We start from the raw sequence: 26,479 nt of genomic DNA, 5'->3' as shown, positions 1-26,479 counted from the left end.
GTAGGTATAGCTTTTTTTCCATTTTTTTTGTTTTTTAGCTTCCATGTTTTATTGCTTTATATCTTGTTTAGGCGCTTCAAGCGGTTGTTTCAACGAAATAATATTCGATAACAATCTGTAAGCACCAGAAACTCCTTCTGGTAATTCTCTAAAGAAACTTAAACCAGTGTAAATATAGTATCCTTTTCCGTATGGAGCGACTAATAAAGCACCATCTTTAGCCGATTCTCCTTTATCATGTGAAGAAATAATAGGAGTGAAGGCAGGATCATAATCGTTTGGATAATATAAACCTTGCTCTTGTGTCCAGCCTTCAAAATCTTTCGCACTAATTTTATTTGGTGTATTTAGAACAGGATGATTGGGCGCTAAAAATGTTATTTTAGCATTTTCCTCAGTTACACGATCATTTGATAATTTCAATGGATAAGGCGCAATTTTATCTGTTACCAATTTACCGTTTGTGTTATACTGAACAATCATATTTTTACCGCTTTTCACAAAATTGAACAAAATACTTTGTTTGTTGGCTAAAGCATTTACGGTATTGTAAGCGCGAATTCCAGTAATAACGGCACTAAAAGAATCTAATCTTTCTGGTGTAATTTCTTCTGGTTTTAAAATAGAAACTTTATATCCCATTTGTTTCAAGCTTTCTGGAACTTCGTCACCAGCACCCATAATGTAAGCAATGGCATCACCAGAAGTTTTTAAATCAATTCGAATACATTTCGATTCTGCAGGTTTCAAAACCATTTGTTTGGTAATATGACTGAAATCAATAATAGTCTGATCTTTATCAAAACGTTTACCATCAACAATAGCAACGCTTTTTGCAATCACTTCTTCTGGATTAACAGGAGGTGTTACTTCAAAGTAAAAGATCTGCTCGTTTCCTTTTTTGTCTAAGGTAAACGAAATTTCTTTTGGAGAAACGCTCCAACTTTTTGGTAATTCTAATTCTAAATTTCCTTTTACACCGTCTTTTCCGGCGCGAACTTTTACAGGAACCATTTTGCTTTTAGTATCTCTAAAAATCAAAACTCTTTCTAAAACCGAAGTCGTTACTTCTGGCACAATATCAAGAAAATTATACATTTCGCCTTTTACGCCATCATTGTATTTGTATACTACAGTTCGTTCAAACGGAATTTCAACACCGTTTATTTTTACATTGAAAACAACTTTGGTATCTCTTATGATATCTGGAATACCAATATTTTCCTGATTAGAAACAGTATACATTCCGACAGTTGCTTTTTCTTTTAACCAATAAGGTTGCGTATATTCGATATCCGCTGGAAGTTGTAACTGAAGATTGATCTTTTGATCATTATTATTTTTTAAAATACTATTTTGAGCTGTAGTTTTATTGTCTGGCAAAGTAGTAATGCTCACTAATTCCATATCTACAGAACATCTGTTGATTGCTTCAAGAGTTAGTTTAATAGTACTTCCGGGAGTTGCTTCCTGTTCATTTGAAACTGCTTCTAAATACAAACCAGAACAAGAAGCAATAATATTTTTTATTGCTGCCGATTTAAGAGTTTTCCAATGCGTATCTTCTAAAGCTTCAATCATCGTATAAGCTTTAACTAAATCGGGAATACTAGCAGATGGATTACTAAAATTATATTTTGAAATAATTGAAGAAATCAAATCTCCAATTGGTTTTCCGTTTTTTACACGGTTCCAACTGGTATCAATTCCATCAAACAGATTATCTTTTTCTTTAGGAGTTTCCCCATTAATAAGTTCCAGATATTCTGTTTCATCACCACGAACTCCCGTACTTCCAAAACCTTGCGATTGATGACGGCTTCGGCTCAAAGCAGCAATTTCCTGATTAGATTTTCCAATTCCGGTATAATAAACCCCTGTTTCTAACTTTGTGAATTTGGATTTATTGGCTGCATCAAATTTTTCCTGACTTCCGTAAAACCACCATGACGGATTAAAAAACTGTCTTTTTACCTGCCAAGGAGTTACATATTTTAATTGTTCAGGATAAACTTTAGGATCATTAGTCAATTTGAAACTTTCAACACTTAGCATTGCTGATGATGTATGATGTCCGTGAGTAGTTCCTGGAGAACGATGATCAAATCTATTGATGATAATATCTGGCTGAAATTTTCTGATAGTCCAAACTACATCCGCGAGAACTTTATTTTTATCCCAAATATCTAAAGTCTCATCTGGATTTTTTGAAAAACCAAAATCATTTGCGCGTGAGAAAAACTGTTCTCCGCCATCTATTTTTCGAGCTTCAATTAATTCCTGAGTTCTAATAACTCCTAACAATTCACGCAGTTGTGATCCAATCAAATTTTGTCCTCCATCACCTCGGGTTAGAGACAAATAACCAGTTCTGGCATTCATATCATTAGCGAGATAGGAAATCATTCTAGTATTTTCATCATCAGGATGGGCAGCAATATATAATACGGAACCTAAAAAGTTTAATTTTTTGATTTGATTATATATTTCAACTGAATTTGGTTTTTGTGGCTGTTGTGCAAACGAAATCTGAAAACCTAAAAAAAACAAAAGAAAGATGTGAACCTGTATTTTTCGCATGGTAAGAGTTAGATGTTTTTTAGAATTGTTCCAAAAATACTAATTATTTTATGGAAGATTATTTAAATGAAATGTTAACGCACAATAATTGTACCTTAAAACAGAAAGGAATGTATAAAAAAAGCCGTTAGAAATATTCTAACGGCTTTTTCATGTTTTAACTTTGAAATCTTATTTCAATTTGTTTTCTGTATCAGTATAATTTCCAGTAATAGTTACACCACTTCCTTTTGTAACTTTTCCGTAGATTGTAATTGAAGAAGTGCTACCAACGAATTCAATTTTAGCACCGCTGTTTAATAACAAATCTCCCCAGATTACAACTGAACCTTCAACAACCAATTTTGCATTACTGTTGATGGTAAGTACTGTTGGATTTGTTTGAAGGAATTTACCTTGAGATAAACTTCCTCTCATATTAAATATACCGCCACTGTTTAAAGTTAAATTACTTAAAACTGCGATAGAACCACAATGAGTTAAAACAGCTCCAGAATTCACGATTGCAGAATTAATTGCTGTTGCTCCTTGGTAAGATTTAATATCATTTGAATTCAGGATCAAATCTTTTCCTTGGTTATACAAACCATAAGAAGAACAACTTGCAAATGTGGTACTTGGTTTTTCCATTTTAATGATTTTCAAACCACCTGTTCCACTTGCTACATAAATATAGTTTCCACTTGATTTAACGTAGTTTGATGAACCTGCAATTCCAACAGATCCTAATAAACTAAGTTGAGTTCCAGATTGGTAAACATTTAATCCTAAAGCACCATTTGCAAGAAATGCGTAACCATCATTAACAGAAACCGCATTAGTCACATTATCTTCTGCAGCAGTTGGGATAGCAATAGTTTGTAATTTCGCACCGCTGTTAATGTCATAAACTCCAAGACCGTTTGGACCTTCAGAAACTAAAAGTTTTGTTCCGTCAATATCCATTGTTCTTTTTGCTCCGCTCACATCTACTGAAGTTGCAAAACTTTTTTGTAAAGCAAGAGTAGAAAGATTGTAAACATTAACTCCTTTTGTTCCACTTAAAGTAACAACTTTATCAGAAATTAAGGCAATAGAACGTAAATCTGCCATTGCAGCTTTAGCTGTTACTGCTTTTGTTGAAGCATTAATTTTAAATAAACTTCCGTTATCTCCAGTTACAGCAAAATAGTCAGAAGTATTAGCAGCAACATCTGTTGTAACTCTGCTTTCTAAGTAATTAGCAGTTGTTTTATCTGTAAGAAGACCAGAACTTAAAGGCATAATGTAAGCTACAGCAGGATTATTTTTTAACAAAGGATCTTTATCAACATCTTTTGCTGCTCCTAAGAGTAAGTTTCCATTAGCATAAGTGATAGAAGTAATATCTGTATTCGGAATCAAAGCCGAAGTAACCAATTTTGGTTTGTAAGGGTCTGTAACATCAATAACATCAACTGCTCCAGAATATACATCACCTCTAGTGATATAAGATACGTAGGCATAGTTTCCGTTTACTGTAACGTGGCTTGCTTGTAAGGTTCTTCCATTAGCATCAACTGGAGGTTTTACTTCTGCAATTTGAACAAGTGGAAAGTTCGTTACTGTGCTTTCTCCGGTTTTACCAGTTTGAGAAGCGTTTTCGACTGAAATTACTCCAGAATTTGTATAATCAAGTCTTTTGTTTAAAGCATCTTGATCTGAAGTAATGGTAATGGCATCTGACGATTGGTTGTTTCTGTTGTCGTCATTGTTGTCACATCCTATTAATAGTGACATCGTTAAAAATGAAATCAAATAAACATTCTTTTTCATAGGATTGAGATTTGAGTTTGAAATTTGTGCAAATATATATCAATATCACATTAAACAAAGGTTAATTTTTAAAATAGCTTAGTTTAAACACTTGTTTAATAGACATTTATGTTGAAGTTACAATTTTTGAGAAAAATTTCAAAATGAAAAATGCAAAAAAAAGAGAGTACCATTTTATTGATACTCTCTTTGTATTGAAAATTAAATATTTAGCATTTATCTTCTACCACGTCCGTGATCGCGGTCGTCATGACGGTGATCATCGTGTCTGTCATGTTTATCATGGTGTTTATCATGTTTGTCATAACGTTTGTAATCTCTACGATCATTATATCCATAAACCGGTCTTGGTTTATATGGTCTTTGAGGCGCTCCGTGGTATCCTTTATAGTATTTTACTCTATGGCGATCAAAGTAAGTATAAGGTGTTCTACCATGATAGTCTGTCAAAACAACTTTGTAACCTCCATACAAATCATAGTTTCTATATTGTCTTGGTAAGTATGTTGTTCTTACCCATTTACCTCTTCCATAATAGATAAATTGTGCAGCACGTACATCGTAGTAGGCTTCAATATCAGGAAGATAATAATATTCCATTTCACTATATCCTGCAGGTCCCCAAGCTGGTGGAGTTCCTATATTGACGTTAATCGATACTTGGGCTTGCGTGGCGTTTGCAACCATTAGAAATAATCCGGCGATTGCTAATTTTATCGTTTTCATCTTTTTCATTTTTTTAATGTTATTCTTGTTTAGGGATATTCATATACTGTGCCAAAAAAAATGAAGATGTATTTTGTCGAGTAAAAAATGCATTTCGTCGAATTGTTTTTAGTTTTGTTTAATGTGTAAAATGTTGATTTTAAATGTATTTTGCTAAGATTGATTTTTTTCAAAAAAAAGAAAAAAAATTATTTATAATCCACAATTCTTGGTTTCGCCAGTTCGAAACTTTGCAGTCCGTAATCTGTAGTTTCAAAAGTATTTGTTTTAAATACATTGTCGCCCTGATAAGGAATACTAGCGTAATAAGAAATAGAAAGCTGAAAGGAACTGAAAACAAGATAATCATTACTTACAAGTAGTCCCAATGTAATTTTAGAGTAGGGTTTGCTTTTGGTCATCGCAACTTCAGGACTTCCTAAAACTGCAATTGAATAATTAAAAAAAGGATTTAAACGAAAACCCCATAAAGCATGCGGAGAATAAGTTTGTGTCTGAAGTGATAAAACAGCCTTACTGGTTCCGTATAACGCTGAGTTGACACCGGCCAAACCATTTAGTCCGTTTATGTTTAATTGATCTCCAATAACATCGTCACGATTGATTCCAATAACCAGTTTAGGATTTACGAATTGTCTTAATTTCCAATTTCCAATACTGTATAGTTTTGTAAAATAATTAGATTCAAACAATAATGCCGTTCTATAGGTTTTAGATTGATGAAAATAAGTTCCCGCTTCAAAATTCATACTTAGAAAACCAAGTCTGTAATAATTTCCAAAAGAAAATTGCGCACCAACATAAGGTCTCCAAAATGTATTTTTATATTGATAACCAAATGTAACACCATAAATACGACCTATTGGAACGTCTTCCGTTTGACCATTTCGGAAGATATAACTGTCTTTAATAAATTTTCGTGTATTGAGTCCGATACCACTAAGAATTAATTTTTCATCAGAATAAAAATGATCCGGATCGTAAAGTGCAGTTGGAGATTCGGTATAGTTTACATTCAAAAATCTAGCTGTTGTAACCAGATTAGTTATAGCTTCATGTTCATCTTCAAAAACTTTAAAAGCGCGACCAGCCCAAACGTCTTGAGAAGTATATTTAACAGGTTGATAATCATATGAAAAATCTGGTGCGCGCAGTGTATCTTTTCTAAAATATTCATCTACATAAACACCTCCAGCCCATTTTGTTAGAGGAGAGTAGAAGTCGCGCTCTACATCAATACTTTTTATATAATTATTATCTAAATCCATTTTATAATGGAGAACTGTACCGATGTAAGTGTTTTTAATATTTGGTACCGTATAAGTAGCTTCATTACCGTTTCGGCCATCATCAAAACGATTAGTAAAACGATATTCTAATTGTTGTCCAGAACCAAAAAAATCTTTTTCCTTAAAACCAAGAGAAACCTGATTACTCGAAATAGAAAATCTCGGAATTGTACTCCAAGAATCCAAAACTCGAATGGTAATATCTACAGAATCTCTTGCTGAGCCGACAGATTGATTAGATATTCTAACAGCAGTAACATAGCGTTGTGCACGAATTAAACGTTCTGTCTCTAGAACTTTATAGGTGTCATAAGGAGTGTTTTTCTTAAAGAGCAACAAGTTTTTTATCGCAATTTTTTTGGTTTTCAAATGAAGTCTGTTTCCCATTCTTTCTCCCCAATTTTTGGGCACCTGTGTAGTATCAGCAACAGAGTGCCCAAAAGGATCTAAAGTGATAATATTTATATTACGAATAATTTTTCCATCGTAATGAGTAGAATCAATTGGCACTAGTAATTCTTGTTTTTTCTTTGTTTTTTTTGACCTGAAAAACAATTTGTGCATGGTCTGAGTAAACTTATTCTTTTTAGAATAATTACGAATCTTATTATAGATTTCTGTACTGTCTTTTTTGGATTTAGGTTCTTTTTTTGTGTTATCTACCTGACCGTATAAGCCTTGTAAACAAAAGCAAAGTAAAATGAAAAACAGTATTTTTTTGTTTAATAACATTCGGTAGTTTTCGTCTAATAATTTTATTGTTTATGAATATAAGGATTAAACATGAGGTTTTAGAAAATAACGCTCTTTTTAATTTTCTGCTGCAACTTTTCTTTTTCTCCAGGCAAATTTTCTTGGAACATGATTGCCCATTAAATAGCCCCAAGGAGAGAGAGAGTCAATTCGGTCAAAAATGATTTTCAAAATTGCTAAAAGCGGAATCGCCAAAAACATTCCTGAAATTCCTGCTGCAGCTCCACCGATTATAATTCCCATAATAGAAACAAAAGCATTAATTTCTACTTTAGAATTAATGATTAAAGGTACAAGTAAATTATTATCTATAAACTGGACAATAATGTTTACAATCAATATTCCTAAAATGATTGACATTTCTGCAGATCCAGTTAAAGATGCCAGAACAGTAATAATTCCGGCAATTGTGATTCCGATATAAGGTATTAAGTTTAAGATTCCTGTAATCAATCCTAATAAAATAAAATATTTAATTCCAATAATCCACAAGCCTAAGCCTGTTAGCACAGAAACAACAATCATTTCGATAATCAAACTCACAATGTAATTGTTTATTGAAACTTTAACTTGCGATAAAATATCCATCAACACGGGATGATTTTCCTTCTTGATTAATTTTGCCAAAAACAGTTTAAAATGTTCTTTATAAATTAAAAACAAAAATGTATAAACAATTATAATCATACTGTCTAAAAGAACATCGCTTATTGATATAATAAAAGAACCTAATTTTGCCTGACCCGTTTTGACTGAATCTTTCGTCATTGAATCCAGATATTTTTTCTGATCGCCAATACTGACCTGGAAATTGTCTTGTATAAATTTATGAATTTCAACAATAAAAGAATTTGCATTTTTCTTTATTGTATCAAAATCATTGGCCATATAAGTAACCTGATAGGAAATAAAAATCAGGATTCCGATTATAAACGAGAGAAAAATTAAAAGACAAATTATAGCAGACAAATGTCTTGGTATTTTTACTCTTGTGTTTAAAAAAGTAAACATGGGTAATAATAAAACGGCAAATAAAAATGCCATTAAAACTGGTGTTAAAATATCTTTTCCAGTACAAAATATGAAAGCAAAACAAATTAAAGTAACAAGAATAAATGCGAGTTTTGCGTAAAAAGGTAAAGTTACGGGACGAGTCATTTTTTATAAGGTTTTAGCTAGATTTATGAAACAAATATTATACTTTATTTGTCTTTTTCTGTTCTAGCTTTTTTTCTGCCCGTTATAAAATTCCCATTCAGATTTTAGTCAAAAAACTCTCTTTCTTCGTATTTCGCAGGAATTATTGAAATTCCTTTTTGCAGTAATAAATTGTTCGGAAAAACTATTTTTTCGCCCTCTTTGGTTTTTAAGCTTACATGAAAAGTATTAATGTCTTCAATTTCAGCTTCAATAGGAAAATCTTTATCATGAATCTTAATAGTATCACCAATTCTAAAAGGAAAAGAGAAAAATAAAACCATCCCCGCGGTAATATTGCTCAAAATGGACCATTGTGCAAACATGGCAACTCCAATAACTGTAGCAATAGAAGAAACCGTAACAAAAATATCATCAGTCTTAACTCCCCAAATCAAAATTAGGGTTGTCGTCACCAATATATTCATCAAAATATTGATGTACTTTATTACCAAATTGGTTCTGTGTTCAAATAATTGGCTTGTTGCTGCAAATTGTTTTACCAATTTTGCTATTATCATTCGTAAAACAATCAAAATTGCAATAAGGACAATTGTAGCGATTATCTCGCGGCTATACTCTTTAAAAGAAAACATAAATTAATTTTTTACACTAATGTAGTCAAAAAATCGTAGACTTTGGCTGTCGGAAGTCCCATAACATTGGTATAAGAACCCTCAACTTTTGCAACTGCCATAAAACCAAACCATTCCTGAATGCCATAAGCGCCAGCTTTGTCGTACGGTTTATAGTTTTCGATGTAATATAAAATAGCTTCGTCTGATAAATCGTTGAAAGTTACTTTCGTAATGTCATGCAATAGAGTAGAAGATTTTGCAGTTTTAAAACAAACTGAAGTAATAACTTCGTGAGTGGTATTAGACATTGATTTAATCATCGAAAAAGCTTCTTCTGCACTTTTTGGTTTTCCTAAAGCTTTGTTTTGATGCCAAACTATTGTATCACTTGTAACAAGAATTTCATTTTCTTTTAATTCTCCTTCAAACGCATTGGCTTTTAGTTCAGCAAGGAAATCTGTAATTTCTACGGCTTTTAATTCTGGTGGATAAATTTCTTCCACATCTTTTAGACGAATTTCAAAATCAAGATCTAAATCCTTAAAAAACTGTTGTCTTCTTGGTGAACCAGAAGCGAGGATAATTTTATATTTTTTTAGTTTTTCTTTAAGCATTGTATTTGATATTTAAGGAGATCACCAGAATAGATAAAATTCCGAAGAATAAAATTAATTTTAAAATGGTACTCAAATGATTAAAATCTTTTTGTGATTTAGCGTCGAATATCTTCACAATGAAGTATAAAAGAGGTGCCAAAACAGTTGCAGAAGCATAAAAGACAGCTATGTAAAGCTTATTTTTCATAAAATAAGTATTAACATATAAAGCTGATAAAATAAATGGAATTATAGCAAATCCTAAAGCAATTTTAGCAGCTCTATTAATTCCAATGGCAATTGGTAAAGTATTCATTCCTTGATTGTAATCGCCGTTTACATCTTCGATATCTTTAACTATTTCACGAATAAAATTAATCATAAAAGCAAATAGGGCATAGTCAACTAAAATTGAAAAAAGACTCGCCATTTGAGCCTTATTTTCGACAGTAGTTACAGGAAACAAATCGAAAACCCCGATAATTAAAACGCTTACAGCTAGAAGTAACGCTACAACAAAATTTCCCAAAATCATAATTTGCTTTAAGGAAGTAGCGTAAAAATATAGGAGAGAAGCAATTAAAATAAAAACCGAAGCAAAGCTTGGCTTTAAAATAATATTAGATAAAATAAAACCTATTGCGACTCCCGAAATATTCAAAGCGATATAAATATTATAAGCTGCTGTTTCTGTTATTCCTTTACCAACAACAACATCTTGTGGTTTGTTTATACTGTCGGTTGCTACATCATTAATATTATTAATAACATAACCTGCTGCTGCCAGTAAAACTGTACTTAAAACTAACAAGAGATATTGCCAATCAGACAAAGCTAAAGGAATGTTTTGCTGTTTTAGAAAAGCATAACGAAAAAGAAGCTGCATAAATGCAAGCATTAATAAATTTTTATATCGAATAAGTTTAAGATATTTCATTTTAAGAGCTACAAAGGTTCAGAGGAACAAAGGTTTTTATCTAACTAAGTACTGCGACTGTGACTGTCACTGCCACTGAGACTGAAAACTTAATCGTGTTGTCCGTTAAAATATTCCATCCATTTTCCTTGCACCTTCATTACTTGTTCGATAACATCTCTTGCGGCACCGCGACCACCTTTTACGTGCGAAATGTAACGACAAATATTTTTAATTTCTGGAGTAGAATCTTGTGGGCATGTTGGAAGACCTACTAATTTCATTACATGAAAATCTGGAATATCATCTCCCATGTATAACACATTTTCGTGTTTTATATTATGCTTTTCAGTGTATTCTTTAAAAGTTTTTACTTTGTCTGGAGTTCCTAAATGAATGTCTTTAACGCCTAAATTATTAAGACGAATTCGAACTCCTTCGTTGCTTCCACCAGAAATAATACAAACGTTGTAACCGCTTTCAATTGCTGCTTTAAGAGCATAACCATCACGAATATTCATTGTTCTTAACATTTCGCCTTCATTGGTTACAAAAACAGAACTGTCTGTTAGTACGCCGTCTACATCAAAAACAAACGTTGTGATGTCATTCATTATTTCTTTATAACTTTTTGCCATTATCTTGTATAGATTGTGTTAAGATTTTATAGATATTTTTTTTGTTTTTGTCTTGTAAAAATGCCAAATGCGCATCGGTTGTATTAGAATCGTGACGAATGGCAGGTCCTGTTTGTGCATCAACAGGATCAAGTGTATTTATTTTATCTGCGGTTTCCTGAATCAAAGGCCTTAAAATGGCAAATGGAAGTTGATTTTCTTCACAAATTTCCTGACCTAAATGATAAAGATGATTAGTAAAATTACTCACAAAAACAGCCGCAACATGAAGTGCTTTTCGTTGTTCTGAACTAATAGAATAAACGGCAGTTGAAACACTTTTAGCAACCGTTTCTAAAAGTTTAAAATCGGCTGTGTTTTCGGCTTCCAGGCAAAAAGGAATTACAGAAAAATCTAGGCTTTTACTCTTAGAAAAAGTTTGAAGTGGATAAAACACACCACGACGATTTTTGCCATTTAGAAGTTCAATAGAAGATGTTCCTGAAGTATGAACCACAAGTTGATTATTAAAAGGTAATTGTTCTGAAACTCCTGCAATAGCATTATCTGAAACTGCAATGATATGAAGATCTGCTGTCTGTATTTCGTTATACTCAGTTACAATTTTTTCAAAATCAATTAAATGCTGAACTGTTTCTTTCTTTCGCGAAAAAACCTGTTTAATTTCTACTGTTTTACTTTTGCTGAAAGCTTTTATCAAGTGCTGTGCAACATTGCCGGAACCGATTATTGTTATTTGAATCATAAGAGCAAAATTAGTATTATTTTTTTAATGAAAAGTGAATACAAAACTATTCATAATGGTTTTCTGAATTTTTTATGGTTCTCATTTTTTGTTTCATTTATAACACTTTCTTGATCAATATCATTGTTTATTAAAAACTCATTTATTTTGTAAGTTTAAACTTTCTTCATTATCAATTTGTTTAAAAAATAGTCCTGATTTTTGGTTTTTATTAACAAAAGGCTGAGCCTGCTAATCAACATTTTTAAGTATTTTTGTCGCACTTTTATACAATGTAATTCCTAAGAAATGGATAAAAAAATATTCTCTTTTTTGTTTTCTACACGATTAATGGCCGTTCTTTTTTTAACATTTGCACTAGCAATGGGTATTGGAACTTTTATCGAAAGTAAATACAATACCGACACAGCCAGAATTTTAATTTATAATACTTGGTGGTTTGAAGCTATAATGCTTGTTTTTGTGATCAATTTCTTTGGAAACATCAAGCGTTATCAACTACTTAAAAAAGAAAAATGGGCAACTTTGTTACTTCACTTAGCCTTTATTTTTATCATTGTAGGAGCTTTTATTACTCGATATATTAGTTATGAAGGAATGATGCCAATTCGTGAAGGAGCGGCAGAAAATCAGGTATATTCAGACAAAACTTTTTTAACCGTTTTTGTTGACGGTGAATATAAAGGAGAAATGAAAAGAAGAGTTTTTGACAAAAGTCTTTTGCTTTCTCCTGCAACTAATAATGATTTTTCTCTTAGCGGAAAATTTGACCAGACTCCATTTGAGGTTTCGTATTCTAATTATATAATGGGAGCGAAAGAGGTCGTTAAAGAAGATCCAAATGGAACTTTATACCTTAAATTAGTTGAAGCTGGTGCTGGCGGTCGTGAAGAACATTATCTTAAAGAAGGTGAAGTTCAGAACATTCACAATGTTTTATTTGCTTTGAATAAACCAACTGATGGCGCTATTAATATTAATACGACTGGCGAAAAATATACGATTCAAACTCCTTTTGAAGGAGAATTTATGAGAATGGCGGATCAAATGAAAGGTAAAGTCACAAAAGACGATGTACAGCCCTTAATGATGCGTTCATTATACAGTATTGGTGATATTAGAATTGTATTCCCAGATCCTGCAATGAAAGGAAAAGTAGAATATGAATCAAATAATGATTATAAGGCTAAATCTCATACAGATGCTTTGGTTGTTAAAGTTAAAGCGGAAGGACAGGAAAAAGAAGTAATGCTTTTTGGTTCTAAAGGACAAGTTGGAGAAGCTAAAACGGTTAAAATTGGAAATATTGAATATTCTTTATTCTTCGGAAGTAAAGCTTATATTTTGCCTTTCAAAGTAAAATTAAATGACTTTATTGCTGACAAATATCCAGGAACAGAAAAAAGTTATTCTGCATTTAAAAGTAAAGTAACTGTTCAGGATTCTACAGAAACTTTTGATGCTGATATCTTTATGAATCACGTTTTAGACTATAAAGGATACCGTTTCTTCCAATCTTCATTTGATCCAGACGAAAAAGGAACCGTACTTTCTGTAAACCACGATTTCTGGGGAACAAACATTACTTATTTAGGATATTTCCTTTTATACATTGGTTTAATGGCTATTATGTTTACAAAACATTCTCGTTTTGGTGACTTGAAAAAGAAATTAGAAGCTATTCAAAAGAAAAAAGAAAAACTAATTACAATTTTAGTTTTATTGATTGGTTTAAATGGCTTTGCACAACAAACACCTCATGTACATTCACACGACCACGAACATGATCACGCGCATTCAGCAGATCCAAACGATCATGCAAATCACGTTACAGCTCCACCAAGCAAAAAACAATTAGATTCTTTATTAAATATTTATAAAGCTCCAGAAGCACACGCAGCAAAATTTGGTCGTTTGATTATTCAGGATGCTGGTGGAAGAATGAAACCGATTAACACTTTTTCATCTGAATTACTTCGTAAAGTAAGTCATGATGATAATTATAACGGAATGAATTCTGATCAGGTTTTCTTATCGATGACACAATATGCTCAGGTTTGGATTCAAGTTCCAATAATTTATATTAATACTAAAAATGATAGTATTCGTAAAATTATCGGAATCGATTCTAAAGATAAATTTGCTCCATTTGTAAAATTCTTTGATGAGCAAGGAAATTATAAACTATCTCCTTATTTAGATGCCGCTTATAAAGCAGGAAATCCAAATAGTTTTGAAAAAGATTTTATTGAAACAGATAAAAAAGTAAACTTAATGGAATCGGCATTAAGTGGAAGTATTTTAAAAATATTTCCTGTTCCAAACGATCCTAATCATAAATGGGTTTCTTATTTAGAACGAGAAGGTGCAGGTTTTAAAGGAATGGATTCTACTTATGTGAAACAAATTTTACCATTATACTTTAGTGCTTTAAATAATGGTTCTATCGCGAAAAACTTTGATACAGCCGATAATTTAGTAGAAAGTATTAATGGTTTCCAAAAGAAGTTTGGAGCTAAAGTAAGACCAAGTGAACAAAAAATTGATGCAGAAATTGCATATAATAAGTATGATGTTTTCAAGGTTTTGCCTTATTGGTATATGACAGTTTCGATTTTTATGTTGATGTTTACAATGATCAATATCTTTTTTGAGAAAAAATGGCTTCGTTATGTTGTAAATGGATTCCATATTTTTGTAGGATTGTTGTTTGTTGTTCACACAATAGGATTAATAGCTCGCTGGTATATTTCTGGTCACGCACCTTGGAGTAATGCTTATGAATCTATCGTTTATGTAGCATGGTCAACCATGTTCTTCGGATTGGCTTTTGATAGAAAATCAAAACTAACAGTTGCTTCGTCAGCATTTGTTACAGCAATGATTTTGATGGCGGCGTACCTAAACTGGATCGATCCAGAAATTGCGAATTTACAACCTGTTTTAAATTCTTATTGGTTAATGATTCACGTAGCAGTAATTGTAGGAAGCTATGGTCCAACTGCTTTAGGAATGATTTTAGGTTTTGTTGCATTACTATTGATTTTCTTTACGAATGATAAAAACAAAGCCAAAATGGATTTACATCTGAAAGAGGTAAGTTACATTAACGAAATGGCAGTTACAATTGGTCTTATCATGTTGACAATTGGTAACTTCCTTGGAGGACAATGGGCAAACGAAAGCTGGGGACGTTACTGGGGATGGGATCCAAAAGAAACTTGGGCTTTAATCTCAATTATGGTTTATGCGTTTGTAATTCACGCACGTTTTGTTCCAGCTTTAAGAGGAAAATGGTTCTTTAATTTAATGACTATGTATGCATTTGTATCTATTTTATTTACGTATTACGGAGTAAACTTCCACTTAGTTGGTTTACACTCGTACGCAAGTGGAGAAGCACATTCATTAAATTGGATTTATTATTGTTTAGGAACAATTACTTTAATTGGAGCTATAACTTATCCTAAGTACAATAAGTATTATAAAACTAAAAAAGTGAAAAAGTAATAATTCAGGTAATTATTAATTCATATAAAAAAGGTTCGACACAAGTCGAACCTTTTTATTTTCATATTATCAATTTGAATAATTTCCTGTTATAAGAAGTATCACTATTAAAATAATTGTAAAGCAAAATAAAAAGATGACGTGGCTTATTAGTGATAATATTATTGCTTTTGTTTTAGACATTTTATTGAAGAACTGAACATTTGTCCAAAAAACTAAAAACAATCCAATTAAATAAGTTACAAGTGAAAATTTAGGCATGTATAACGTGCCATTTAAAGCGTACAATATTGGAAATGTCAAAATCTGAACAAATAAGCGTTGAGAAGCTTTAAATGTATTTAAAACAAAATATTCGAAAAAATTATACCCTTGATTTTTGAAAACAATATAAGTACCAATAGTATATAACGGAATTGTAGCCACTGTGACCCAAGAGAAATGAGTAGCAATCCATTCATTTACATTTTCATAATTTAAACTTTCACTATCACTTTCTATAAAATAATTGATATGAAAATAGTGATACAAAACACCGTAAAGCGTTGCCAGAACTACAACTAAAGATAGTGGTTTAAAATGTCGGGCTCTTTTGCCTTCAATAAATTCCCGAACAGAATGTCCAGGCCGAGTAAATAATTGTTTTAAAGAATATAAAATTCCGTTATCGAAATGTAGTAAACCATGTTGAATATCATGCCATAAAAAATGAGCATTTATTTTGTGCGTCTCAGCAGATTGACCGCAATTACTACAATAATGACCTCTAAAAACCTGATGACAATTTTTGCACATTACTTCCATTAGATGCTCAATTATAAGTTGTTAGTTAGAAATTGTTTCAATTAAAAATAATAAAAAAACGCATATTAGATTAAATATGCGTTTTCAATTTTTATAAGATTAGCTTTTAGACTTTTCCTAAAGTATAAAGTTGTTCCATTGTTGGAGTTGGACTTCCACCAGCTGGTTCCAAAGTGATTCCGAAAGCTTCAGCAGAATCTGTTTGGCTCACAGCAAAGATTTTCTGTGTATTTCCTTCAAAATTATCCAGTAAACCAATACTTGTTGGCGTAAGAACCGGACTTAATTTTAAAGACCAAACTTGGTAGACCATTCCTTTTGGTGGCGTTGGCAAACCAGCAGCATCGATATAAGTTGTTTTAGTCTGCTGATTCCAATACACTTTTGCAAAAGACGTTGGTGATACGGCTTGTCCGCCAAGGGTAACACCAGTATTTTTAATATCTCTTACAATGTTCAAATTTTCCTCAGTTTCCTTATTCTGCTGATCTAAAAATGCATATTCTCTTTGGATTTTATTTTTTTCATTTCCAACAGTAGAAATAGCTTCTTTTGTTTTTGTCAATTCTAAAGTTTGATACCCTAGACCTAGCAATAATAGTACTGCAGCTGCCCAGCCTACATATTGAGACCAATTTGAAGCTGGTTTCATGTCGACTACTTTACCGTGTTTAAGTTCCAGACGAGCTTTAATTTTCTCGAAATTCTCTACAGAGTGGAAAGGAGAGAAGCTTGATGATAAAGCAATCACAGCCTTTTCTATTGAGATAATTTCCTGATCTACTTCAGGGTTCTTTTTTGCCAGTTCAGCTATTTCCAGGTTTTCCTTTTCGCTTAATAAGCCATAAACGTATAACTCCAGAATTCCTGATTCTATATATTCTTGTGCTTCCATTAGATTTTTAAATAATTACGTAAATCGTTAATACAGTTTCTGTTTTGTGTTTTAATAGTTCCCAGTGGCATTGCCAATTCTTCTGAAGCTTCTTGCTGGGTATATCCTTTAAAGAATAATAAATTGATAATTTCAATACATTTTGGTTTCAGTTTTTTTACAAACTCCTGAATTCCGATTGCATCAAGTTTATTGGTCAATTTATTACTGTCATCTAACAGATTTACGAAATTATCTGAGGAAAGGTTTTTTTGACTGTTATTAAAATTTTTAGAACGAAGCTTGTCAATCGATGTATTACGAGCAATATTAAGGATCCAGGTGTAAAATCGGCCTTTGCTTTCGTTATAAGAATCGATGTTTTTCCAGATTTTCACGAAGACATCTTGGAGCACATCTTCTGCTTCTTCTCGATTTTTGATTAGAACATGAATTACAGAAAATAAACTTTTAGAGTACATATCGTACAAGTGCGTAAAAGCTTTTTCGTCTTTCTTATAAATTAAAACTAACAATTCTTCTTGACTCATAGATTGGGATTTTTAAGTTTGGAAATAAAATTTTAGACATTTAGTGGTAACTGTTATAAAGGTAAATTATTTTTTTTGGATTTTTTTTATTTTTTTTTGTAGTCCTAAACCTAGGAAAATAAAGGGATTTCAAAAAAAAGATGATTTTTTTTACTTTTTTTTAAAACCAAAAACAATCCAATTACGTAAATGATTTTAGAAGAGGTAAGAAAAAGATCATAATTAAGTCGATGCCGAATTAATAGCCTAATGTATAAACCAGAAATAGGAATCATTGGATTTAAAATATAAAGTCGTTCTTAAAAAACAATAATATGGATAGCAAGCATATAATAAAAATATTGATCGTTGGATTGACCACTGTGTTAGCAATGACAGTTTTTACAAAGAACGACTTTAGAAAAGAAGCTGTTATAAGTCAATTGAAAATGTAGTGGAGATTGACGAATTCATTATAAATAATAAACTTTTAAGATTATGGATTTTGTAGAATTATTCAGTTTACTAGTTTTTGTTGTAGTGTTCATAAAACTTTATAAGCAGTAAAAGTAGTGACGTTCTCTAAGTGAAAAATAAAACATAGTATAGTTGATGTACCCGGACTTCCAAATCGAAGACTTTTTATTATGTCGAAACGATGATGTGAAGATTCAGGTAGATACAATACAAGCCATTTAAAAATATTTTGAAAGTACGTGAGACATTGGGGGAATAAAAAGATTCAATATAACCGGGTCATCAACTATAATTTTAAAACATATATTATTTTATAATAAAAGATTGCATAATAATTAATTCATGGTTTGATTTGTTTGTATGGGGGGAAGCCTAACGTCTGATTAACGTTAGGCTTCATTTTTTATTTAACTTTTGATTGGCAAAATTTAAAGAAAGAAAATAGTTTTAATAAAACGGATTTTAGCTAATTTTATAAAAAATTATCAGATGAAAAACATAGCAATTTTAGTTTGCAGCGCATTATTTATGATCGCATCGCAAGTTCAGGCTCAAACGAGTCTTAAACCAAAAAAAGAAATTATGGTAAAAGAAAATATTTATCAGTTTAAAGTAGAAGATTTGTCTGGAGATACTTTTGATTTCGCATCTTTAAAAGGCAAAAAAATTATGATTGTAAATACCGCTTCAAAATGCGGTTTAACGCCACAATACAAAGATCTTGAAGCTATTTATAAAGAATACAAAGATAAAGGTTTCATAATTGTTGGATTTCCAGCAAATAATTTTGCTTCTCAAGAACCAGGAACTGCGAAAGAAATCGAAAGTTTTTGTCAGCAGAATTATGGTGTGACTTTTCCAATGATGAACAAAGTTTCAGTAAAAGGGAATGATATGTGTGAAGTATATAAATTCCTAACTCAAAAATCTAAAAATGGTTTGCAAGATTCTGAAGTAGAGTGGAATTTTCAAAAATACTTAATTAATGAAAAAGGAGAATTAGTAAAAGTTATCAAACCAAGAACTTTACCAACAGATCCAGAAGTAATTAATTGGATTAAAAGCTAATTACACAAAAAAATAAATATTTATAATAAACCCGACATATTTTTAAAACCTGTCGGGTTTTGTATTTTATAAGTTTGCGAACTTTGCGTAATTCTTAGCGTCTTTGCGTTTAAGTTTTAAGATTAAACCAAAATAAGTTGCATAAATACCAAATCCAGCCAGTCATCAAATTTGTAACCCACTTCACGAATGGTTCCTGTTGCTACAAATCCGAATTTTTCGTGAAAAGCAATACTTCCTGCATTATCAGCATCGATTGCGCCAATCATAACATGGTAGCCTTGTTTTTTTGCTAAACGAATCAATTCAGTTAAAAGTTTAGAGCCAATTCCTTTTCCTATAATATTATCCACGACATAAACAGAATGTTCGACCGTATATTGATAACCGATTTTTTCTCTGAATTGTCCGTAACTTCCAAAACCAACGACTTCGCCATCTAAATCGGCAACAACAACCGGAAGATTTTTAGCTTTTTTATCCTCAAACCATTTTTGCTGTACTTCTAGAGTCTGAATTTCGTAGCTGTAATTGGCTGTTGTATGTAAAATAGAGTGATTTACGATTTCTAAAATCTTTTGCAAATCGTTTTCAGTTGCAGGTCTTAAAATGATGCTCATTGGTAATTATTGTGGTTATTTTTTGTTTAATTCAGCTAAAAGAATATCTGCTTCTTTAGCATCCCAGCCCATTTCTTTTGCAACGGCTTTGGCTTCTTTAGCATATTCTAAAGCTTTCTTTTTATCTTTTATTTTATTATAAAGTTTAGCTTCAAGTAAATTCCCATCATAAGAATCATTTAATTCTAAAGAATGGTTTACCCAGAAAATCGCTTTTTTCAAACTTTCGGTATCAGTAATATGTTTGAAATAGGTGTTTCCAATATCTTTTAAAAAACTAGCATCATTCCAAACTAATTTTTGAGTGTCTTCTAAAGTAACTTTTTTATAAAAATCCCATTTTTCGATTCTTTCTGCCAAAGTTAAATCATATTTAAAAACTAGAGAGTCTGTTTTCTGTAAACGAATAGATTTTGCAATTTCTCTCTGTTTATAGTAATTGATGGTGTCTAAATTATCAACCAAAGGACGAAGTAATTCATTTACGATGTTTTCAATTTTCTTGTCAATTCTACTTTGAGAAGCAACGGCAGCAAACTCTTTTTGATGTTGTAAAACATACTGAAATTCTCTCGATTTAATATCCGTAACACCATTTGCAATAACACGCCAGTTTAATTCGCTAATTAATTGTGCATCAGATTGAGTATTTAAATAGGTGTGAGTTGCTGGAGATAATTCGGTTCTATCTTTTCCTTTTTTAAGGGTATTTAAATAAGTGAAATACTTATCTGAATTACTTGGATCGGCTAAGAATTCCTTTTCTAAATAAGGCAATTGCATTTTAGGGTTTAAAGCATAACGAAGCTCATTTTGAAAATCAGCTTTTTTCCATTCTCCTTTTAAAGCATAAATCAAAGTCTCGTTAGTATCAATAAATAAAAATGTAGGAAGTGATTTTGTTCTGAATTTATTCTTTAAAGCAATTCCTTCTTCTTTTTCAATGTCTTTATAAGTACAAACAAAATTCTTATTTAAAAAATCGATAACCGTTGGATCGCTCAAAACTTCGCTTTTCATCAAATTACAATGTGGGCACCAATCGGCATAAAGCATTACAAAGAGTGGTTTTCCTTCTTTTTTAGCAGTTTCCAACGCCGTTTTGTATGGAATATCAACAGGAATAAATTTATTTTGAGCAATTACACTTTGAAAAGTAACAGTTAAAAAGAGCACAAATAAGAAACGCATATTAAGTCAGGCTTTTATTAATAATTCGATTTTACAAATATATTTCCTTTTTCGGGAAAGAGCCTTAATATATTCCTAATTATAACATAAATCAACTGCGAAGTTTGTAACTTTGTATGCAAGATAGAGGAAATTCTAAGTAGAAAATTTTCTTAAAAAAGTAATACACGACCGTAATGATTTACCCCAAAATAGCGCTTGCACAAAGCATTATCGAAATTTTATCAGCCAAAGGCATTAACAATATTATTATTTCTCCAGGATCTAGAAATGCGCCATTAACGATAGGATTTGCTCAGAATCCGAATTTTAAGTGTTATAGCATTGCAGATGAGCGTTGCGCCGCTTTTTTTGCTTTAGGAATTGCACAGCAAACTAAACAGCCAGCCGCAATTGTTTGTACTTCAGGATCTGCTTTATTAAACTATTATCCAGCTTTAGCAGAAGCATTTTACAGTCAGATTCCGCTTATTGTAATTTCTGCCGATCGTCCTCAGAGCAAAATAGATATTGGTGATGGTCAGACGATTCGTCAGGAGAATGTTTTCTTAAATCATTCTGTTTTCAATGCTAATTTAACCGAAGAAGCTTCAGAGGAAAATGATTTAAAAATCAATTTAGCTATTGAAACAGCTATTCTTAAAAAAGGCCCTGTTCATATCAATGCGCCTTTTGAAGAACCTTTGTATGAAACCACTGAAGAGCTTTCTGTTCAACCAAAAATCACAAATCTGAAACCTGAAACTTTTTCAAAAGAAATTGAAAATAGTGACGAAATTGTTTCAGTTTGGAATAATGCGAAGCGTAAATTAATCTTAGTTGGAGTTAACGAATCTAATGTAATTGATCAGGAAGTGATAGAAAATTTAGCTTCAGATCCTTCTGTTGTAGTTTTAACTGAAACGACTTCAAATCTTCATCATTCAACTTTTATCAATTCAATAGATACTTTAATTACACCTTTTGATGATTCTGATTTTAAAGAATTTAATCCAGAAATTTTAGTGACTTTTGGCGGAATGGTAGTTTCTAAAAGAATAAAAGGTTTTTTGAGAAAGTATAAACCAAAACAACATTGGCATATCGATACATTACGTGCATATGATACTTTTGGAGCTTTGACCAAACATTTTGAAATGCAGCCAAATTATTTTTTCAAAGATTTGTTCTCAAAAACAACTTTTGTAAAAAGCAATTATTTTAAAAATATTGATGCAGTTTACCAAAAGAGATTGGCAAAACGAACTGAATATTTAAACGAGATTAGGTTTTCAGATTTTAAAGTTTTTGAAAAAGTAATTGCATCACTTCCTAAAGACAGCTTGCTTCAAATTAGTAATAGTTCAGCAATTCGTTATGCACAACTGATCGATATTGACGAATCAATAGAAGTTTTTTGCAATAGAGGGACGAGTGGTATTGACGGAAGTACTTCTACAGCTATTGGGGCTTCAGTTGGAAATAAAAAACAAACTGTATTTATTACGGGAGATATCAGTTTTTTATACGATAGTAATGCTTTGTGGAATTCTTATATTCCAAAGAATTTTAAAATAGTATTAGTTAATAATGGAGGTGGAGGAATTTTCAGGATTCTGCCAGGACATCAAGAAAAACCAGTTTTTAATACTTATTTTGAAACCTCCCATCATTTAACGGCCGAACATTTAGCAAAAATGTACCAATGTAATTATTACACAGCAAATGACTCAGAATCATTAGATAAAGGTATAAAATCGTTGTATGAGACAAATGATGCTCCTGCAATTTTAGAGATTTTTACACCAACGACAGAAAATGATGTTATTCTAAAACAATATTTTAAAAATTTGAATTAAGGGATTTTTATAATAGAGAATTCTATATAAAAAGTGTCGTTTAACGGCACTTTTTATTTTATGCAAAACATTTTTGATTTAACATTTTCAAACTTCGTACCTTTGCACCTCAAAACTTAGTTGTTTTATCAACTTAGAATACAAAGAAAATGCTAGAAATAGGAAAATACAATACTCTTACTATATTACGTGACACCAAAGTTGGTTTGTTTTTAGGAAATCCCGAAAATGATCCTGAAGGAGTTCACGATGTTTTATTACCCAATAAATATGTGCCGAAAGAATTTGAAATTGGCGAAGAATTAATCGTTTTTGTTTACTTAGATCACGAACAAAGACCAGTTGCTACAACTTTGGTTCCTTATATTTTATTAAATGAATTTGCACTTTTGCGTGTAAATTATATCAATAACGTTGGTGCTTTTATGGATTGGGGAATGGAGAAAGATATTCTGGTTCCGTTTAAAGAACAAGCACGCCCAATGGAAAAAGGAAAGCGTTATTTGGTTTATTTATACATGGATAAACAAACTAATCGTTTAGTTGCATCGAGTAAAACAAACCAATTTTTAAGCAATGATCAATTAACGGTCGAAAAAGGAGAAGAAGTTGATTTAATTGTTTCTCATATTACCGATATGGGAATTAATGTGATCATCAACGAACGCCATAAAGGTCTTTTATACAAAGACGAAGTTTATGACGACTCAATTAGAACGGGGGACAGAATGCGTGGTTTTATTAAAAATATTCGTCCTGACAACAAAATAGATGTTGCTATTCAAGCGCAAGGATTTGAAAGTATTGAACCTAATGCCGAAAAAATTCTTAGTGAATTAAGAGCCAGCAGAGGTTTTCTTCGTTTAAATGATAATTCACATCCCGAAGATATTAAGACCGTTTTGAAGATGAGTAAAAAGTCATTCAAAAAAGCGATAGGTTCTTTATATAAAGAAAAACTAATCGAAATTAAGGATGACGGAATTTATCTTGTAAAAGATTAAAAGCTTTAAAATTCTAATCTTAGAAATTCCAATATATAAATTCCAAATTCCAATTAATGTTGAAGTCTATAATTTGGGATTTGGAATTTAAAAAATTTGAAAATTATTCCGTCAGGAATTTTTTTAACACAAAAGGCTGCCTATTTAGGCAGCCTTTCGCTTTTTATTCTAGTTTTAAAAAAAATTGTAATTAAAAAAAAACAGAAATAAAATAATTCGAATCCATCTCAGAATAACAGCTTTACGAATTTTAGAAATCATTCCATTGATGGGTATGTCTTTTAAATAATCGATGTACCTATCTTAAAAGCAAAAAAAGAATTTCACGGCTAATCCATTGGTTTATAAATAACTTTTAGAAAGTGTGAATTAGTACTTTTTCCTCTTTTCGTTATCATTCATATACTAATTATAGATACAATTCTAACATTTAACCTTAGGTGTTACTTTTTTCTTTTTGAAGTTTCGACAAACACATAAATCATTTGCTCTTTTAATTCAGGTTTGTTACTTAAAACCCTAAAAAAATGAGCGACAAATTTTTTAAATTTTCTCAAAAAAATCATTTTTTAGGTTAATAAATCAGTGAAAGAAAATCAATCTGAAACCTTTGAAATAAAATGTATCTCATTGATTTCTAGGGTGTAAAATTAATTATTATTTTTCTAAAGTAATGTTAAAATATGTTATTTTTTGTAAGTAAATACCAATTGTTAACATTGCAGCTCAATTTCACAAAGACTTAAGGCGATTTGAGTAGGTAAAATAGTAAAAATGCCTTATTTTTACACTATAATTATTAAAATAAAAAAATCAAAATGGATTGGATTACAGCCAGAGAATTTGAAGATATAACCTATAAAAAATGCAATGGAGTAGCGAGAATAGCCTTTAACAGACCAAATGTTAGAAATGCATTCCGTCCTAAAACTACTTCAGAATTATACCAAGCTTTTTATGATGCACAAGAAGACACTTCAATCGGAGTAGTTTTACTTTCTGCTGAAGGACCTTCAACAAAAGACGGAGTTTACTCTTTTTGCAGTGGAGGAGATCAAAATGCACGCGGACACCAAGGATATGTTGGAGATGACGGTCAGCACCGTTTAAATATTTTGGAAGTACAACGTTTAATTCGTTTTATGCCTAAAGTAGTTATCGCAGTTGTACCTGGTTGGGCTGTTGGTGGTGGACATAGTTTGCATGTAGTTTGCGATATGACACTTGCCAGTAAAGAACACGCTATCTTTAAACAAACAGACGCAGACGTAACAAGTTTTGATGGTGGTTACGGATCGGCATATTTGGCTAAAATGGTTGGCCAGAAAAAAGCACGTGAAATTTTCTTTTTAGGTAGAAATTATTCTGCTCAGGAAGCTTTTGAAATGGGAATGGTAAATGCTGTAATTCCTCACGATGAACTGGAAGCTACTGCATATGAGTGGGCACAGGAAATTCTTCAAAAATCACCAACATCTATCAAAATGCTAAAATTTGCAATGAACTTAACAGACGACGGAATGGTCGGACAACAAGTTTTTGCAGGAGAAGCAACTCGTCTAGCGTATATGACCGAAGAAGCTAAAGAAGGAAGAAACGCTTTCTTGGAAAAAAGAAAACCAAACTTCGGTGAAAATAAGTGGTTACCATAATAAATTGTAGATTTCTGATTTTAGATTTTAGATTTGATATTCAAGCAATCTAAAAATCAGAATTAAAAATAAATCTAAAATCTACATTATAAAATCTTAAATAATAAATAATGAAACATTGGATTGAAGCCGCAAGACTGCGCACATTACCTTTATCAGTTTCCGGAATTATAGTTGGAAGTATTTATGCTTTATCAAATCCAACAGAAACGATCAATACACCAACTGAAGTATTTAGCTGGAAAGTTTTTGGATTTGCATTGCTAACAACATTAGGTTTACAGGTTTTATCAAACTTTGCTAATGATTACGGAGATGGTGTAAAAGGTACAGATAATGCAGATCGAGTAGGACCACAACGTGCTATTCAGAGCGGTGTTATTACACCTCAAGCAATGAAAAAAGCAATAATCATTACTTCATTATTGACTTTACTATCAGCTATTGTATTAATCTATTTTGCATTTGGAAGAGATAATTTTGGTTATTCCATCTTTTTCTTATTGCTAGGAATCGCTGCAATTGTATCGGCTATTCGTTATACAGTTGGTAATTCAGCTTATGGATACAAAGGATTTGGAGATTTATTCGTTTTTATTTTCTTCGGATTGGTTAGCACATTGGGAGTAAACTTTTTATATGCAAAAGAAATAGATCCACTATTAATTCTACCAGCAGTTTCAATCGGATTATTGAGCGTTGGAGTTTTGAATCTTAATAATATGCGCGATCAGGAATCGGATAAAAAAGCAGGCAAAAATACAATTGTAGTACAACTGGGTGCTCAAAAAGCTAAAAATTACCATTTCTTTTTAATTATTACTGCAATGGTTTTGGTAGTTGTTTTTGCCATTTTGAGTGATTACAATTTTGATCAGTACTTATTTTTATTGGCTTATATTCCTTTAACTAAACATTTAATCACAGTTTATAAGAATCAGGATCCTAAATTGTTAGATCCAGAATTAAAAAAACTGGCTTTAAGTACATTTTTACTTTCTATATTATTGACAGTTTGTATGATTTCTTTAATTTCAGATATCATTGTAAACCTGTTTTTAGGAGGTAGATAATTTTATTAAACTTTTAAATAGAAAAA

General features: G+C 31.5%; 21 protein-coding genes. 6 read left to right on the top strand and 15 right to left on the bottom strand.

Annotation, left to right across the window (positions count from 1 at the left end):
• Positions 1–48: 48 nt before the first annotated feature.
• The 10 genes from VGE71_RS23155 to VGE71_RS23110 form a co-directional block, all read right to left on the bottom strand.
• Positions 49–2,580 carry a PIG-L family deacetylase gene (locus tag VGE71_RS23155; RefSeq protein WP_331140446.1) on the bottom strand — a complete coding sequence of 844 codons (2,532 nt, stop codon included), beginning with the start codon at positions 2,578–2,580 and terminating at the stop codon, positions 49–51.
• Positions 2,581–2,751: 171 nt separating this feature from the next.
• Positions 2,752–4,374, bottom strand: coding sequence for a hypothetical protein (locus VGE71_RS23150; RefSeq protein ID WP_331140445.1), 1,623 nt, complete (start codon positions 4,372–4,374; stop codon positions 2,752–2,754).
• Between the two features lie 216 nt (positions 4,375–4,590).
• On the bottom strand, positions 4,591–5,100 hold the full coding sequence (locus tag VGE71_RS23145) for a hypothetical protein (RefSeq protein WP_331140444.1): 510 nt from the start codon (positions 5,098–5,100) through the stop codon (positions 4,591–4,593).
• 188 nt (positions 5,101–5,288) lie between these two features.
• On the bottom strand, positions 5,289–7,121 hold the full coding sequence (locus VGE71_RS23140) for a hypothetical protein (protein ID WP_331140443.1): 1,833 nt from the start codon (positions 7,119–7,121) through the stop codon (positions 5,289–5,291).
• Between the two features lie 78 nt (positions 7,122–7,199).
• Positions 7,200–8,300, bottom strand: coding sequence for an AI-2E family transporter (locus VGE71_RS23135; protein WP_331140442.1), 1,101 nt, complete (start codon positions 8,298–8,300; stop codon positions 7,200–7,202).
• A 104-nt stretch (positions 8,301–8,404) separates the two neighbouring features.
• A complete protein-coding gene (locus VGE71_RS23130) occupies positions 8,405–8,935 on the bottom strand; it encodes a mechanosensitive ion channel family protein (RefSeq protein WP_331140441.1) in 531 nt (176 codons plus the stop codon).
• Positions 8,936–8,946: 11 nt separating this feature from the next.
• Positions 8,947–9,531, bottom strand: a complete 585-nt coding sequence (locus tag VGE71_RS23125) for a Maf-like protein (RefSeq protein ID WP_331140440.1) — start codon at positions 9,529–9,531, stop codon at positions 8,947–8,949.
• Positions 9,524–10,411 carry a geranylgeranylglycerol-phosphate geranylgeranyltransferase gene (locus VGE71_RS23120; RefSeq protein WP_414656186.1) on the bottom strand — a complete coding sequence of 296 codons (888 nt, stop codon included), beginning with the start codon at positions 10,409–10,411 and terminating at the stop codon, positions 9,524–9,526. The genes VGE71_RS23125 and VGE71_RS23120 overlap by 8 nt, the downstream gene beginning before the upstream one ends.
• A 128-nt stretch (positions 10,412–10,539) precedes the next feature.
• Positions 10,540–11,067, bottom strand: coding sequence for a KdsC family phosphatase (locus tag VGE71_RS23115; protein WP_144212559.1), 528 nt, complete (start codon positions 11,065–11,067; stop codon positions 10,540–10,542).
• Positions 11,051–11,812 (bottom strand): Rossmann-like and DUF2520 domain-containing protein, encoded by a 762-nt coding sequence (locus VGE71_RS23110; RefSeq protein WP_331140438.1) that lies wholly within the window; start codon positions 11,810–11,812, stop codon positions 11,051–11,053. Before VGE71_RS23110 ends, VGE71_RS23115 begins: the two co-directional genes overlap by 17 nt.
• A gap of 288 nt (positions 11,813–12,100) precedes the next feature.
• On the opposite strand from VGE71_RS23110, the gene ccsA reads away from it, so the two are divergent.
• Entirely contained in the window at positions 12,101–15,322 is a 3,222-nt protein-coding gene (gene ccsA, locus VGE71_RS23105; protein WP_331140437.1) for a cytochrome c biogenesis protein CcsA, read from the top strand.
• Between the two features lie 69 nt (positions 15,323–15,391).
• On the opposite strand, the gene VGE71_RS23100 is transcribed toward ccsA, so the two are convergent.
• From VGE71_RS23100 to VGE71_RS23090, 3 genes are all read right to left on the bottom strand, one after another.
• Positions 15,392–16,126 carry a DUF3667 domain-containing protein gene (locus tag VGE71_RS23100; protein WP_331140436.1) on the bottom strand — a complete coding sequence of 245 codons (735 nt, stop codon included), beginning with the start codon at positions 16,124–16,126 and terminating at the stop codon, positions 15,392–15,394.
• 106 nt (positions 16,127–16,232) lie between these two features.
• Positions 16,233–17,021: an anti-sigma factor gene (locus tag VGE71_RS23095; protein ID WP_331140435.1), complete on the bottom strand. Its 789-nt coding sequence runs from the start codon at positions 17,019–17,021 to the stop codon at positions 16,233–16,235.
• The gene (locus VGE71_RS23090; RefSeq protein ID WP_331140434.1) at positions 17,021–17,551 is read right to left on the bottom strand and encodes a sigma-70 family RNA polymerase sigma factor; all 531 of its coding nucleotides are present in this window, start codon (positions 17,549–17,551) and stop codon (positions 17,021–17,023) included. The genes VGE71_RS23095 and VGE71_RS23090 overlap by 1 nt, the downstream gene beginning before the upstream one ends.
• A 945-nt stretch (positions 17,552–18,496) precedes the next feature.
• Between VGE71_RS23090 and VGE71_RS23085 the strand changes: the two genes are divergently transcribed.
• Positions 18,497–19,075, top strand: a complete 579-nt coding sequence (locus VGE71_RS23085) for a glutathione peroxidase (RefSeq protein ID WP_331140433.1) — start codon at positions 18,497–18,499, stop codon at positions 19,073–19,075.
• 122 nt (positions 19,076–19,197) lie between these two features.
• Here the strand turns inward: VGE71_RS23085 and VGE71_RS23080 are convergent, their stop codons facing one another.
• Together VGE71_RS23080 and VGE71_RS23075 are read right to left on the bottom strand one after the other, a co-directional pair.
• A complete protein-coding gene (locus VGE71_RS23080) occupies positions 19,198–19,695 on the bottom strand; it encodes an N-acetyltransferase family protein (protein ID WP_331140432.1) in 498 nt (165 codons plus the stop codon).
• Between the two features lie 15 nt (positions 19,696–19,710).
• Positions 19,711–20,886 carry a thioredoxin family protein gene (locus tag VGE71_RS23075; RefSeq protein ID WP_331140431.1) on the bottom strand — a complete coding sequence of 392 codons (1,176 nt, stop codon included), beginning with the start codon at positions 20,884–20,886 and terminating at the stop codon, positions 19,711–19,713.
• A gap of 176 nt (positions 20,887–21,062) precedes the next feature.
• Between VGE71_RS23075 and menD the strand changes: the two genes are divergently transcribed.
• The 4 genes from menD (at position 21,063) to menA (ending at position 26,453) form a co-directional block, all read left to right on the top strand.
• Complete coding sequence (gene menD, locus VGE71_RS23070) at positions 21,063–22,724, top strand: 2-succinyl-5-enolpyruvyl-6-hydroxy-3-cyclohexene-1-carboxylic-acid synthase (protein WP_331140430.1); 1,662 nt, start codon at positions 21,063–21,065, stop codon at positions 22,722–22,724.
• Positions 22,725–22,873: 149 nt separating this feature from the next.
• Positions 22,874–23,728: a CvfB family protein gene (locus VGE71_RS23065; protein WP_331140429.1), complete on the top strand. Its 855-nt coding sequence runs from the start codon at positions 22,874–22,876 to the stop codon at positions 23,726–23,728.
• An 818-nt stretch (positions 23,729–24,546) separates the two neighbouring features.
• The gene (locus VGE71_RS23060) at positions 24,547–25,380 is read left to right on the top strand and encodes a 1,4-dihydroxy-2-naphthoyl-CoA synthase (RefSeq protein WP_012024845.1); all 834 of its coding nucleotides are present in this window, start codon (positions 24,547–24,549) and stop codon (positions 25,378–25,380) included.
• A 110-nt stretch (positions 25,381–25,490) separates the two neighbouring features.
• The gene (gene menA, locus VGE71_RS23055) at positions 25,491–26,453 is read left to right on the top strand and encodes a 1,4-dihydroxy-2-naphthoate octaprenyltransferase (protein ID WP_331140428.1); all 963 of its coding nucleotides are present in this window, start codon (positions 25,491–25,493) and stop codon (positions 26,451–26,453) included.
• The last annotated feature ends 26 nt before the right edge of the window (positions 26,454–26,479 follow it).

The sequence above is a fragment of the Flavobacterium sp. genome, assembly GCF_036405015.1.
Lineage (GTDB): Bacteria > Bacteroidota > Bacteroidia > Flavobacteriales > Flavobacteriaceae > Flavobacterium.
Note: the sequence above shows the minus strand (reverse complement) of the source record. Positions and strands in the feature narration are given on the sequence as shown.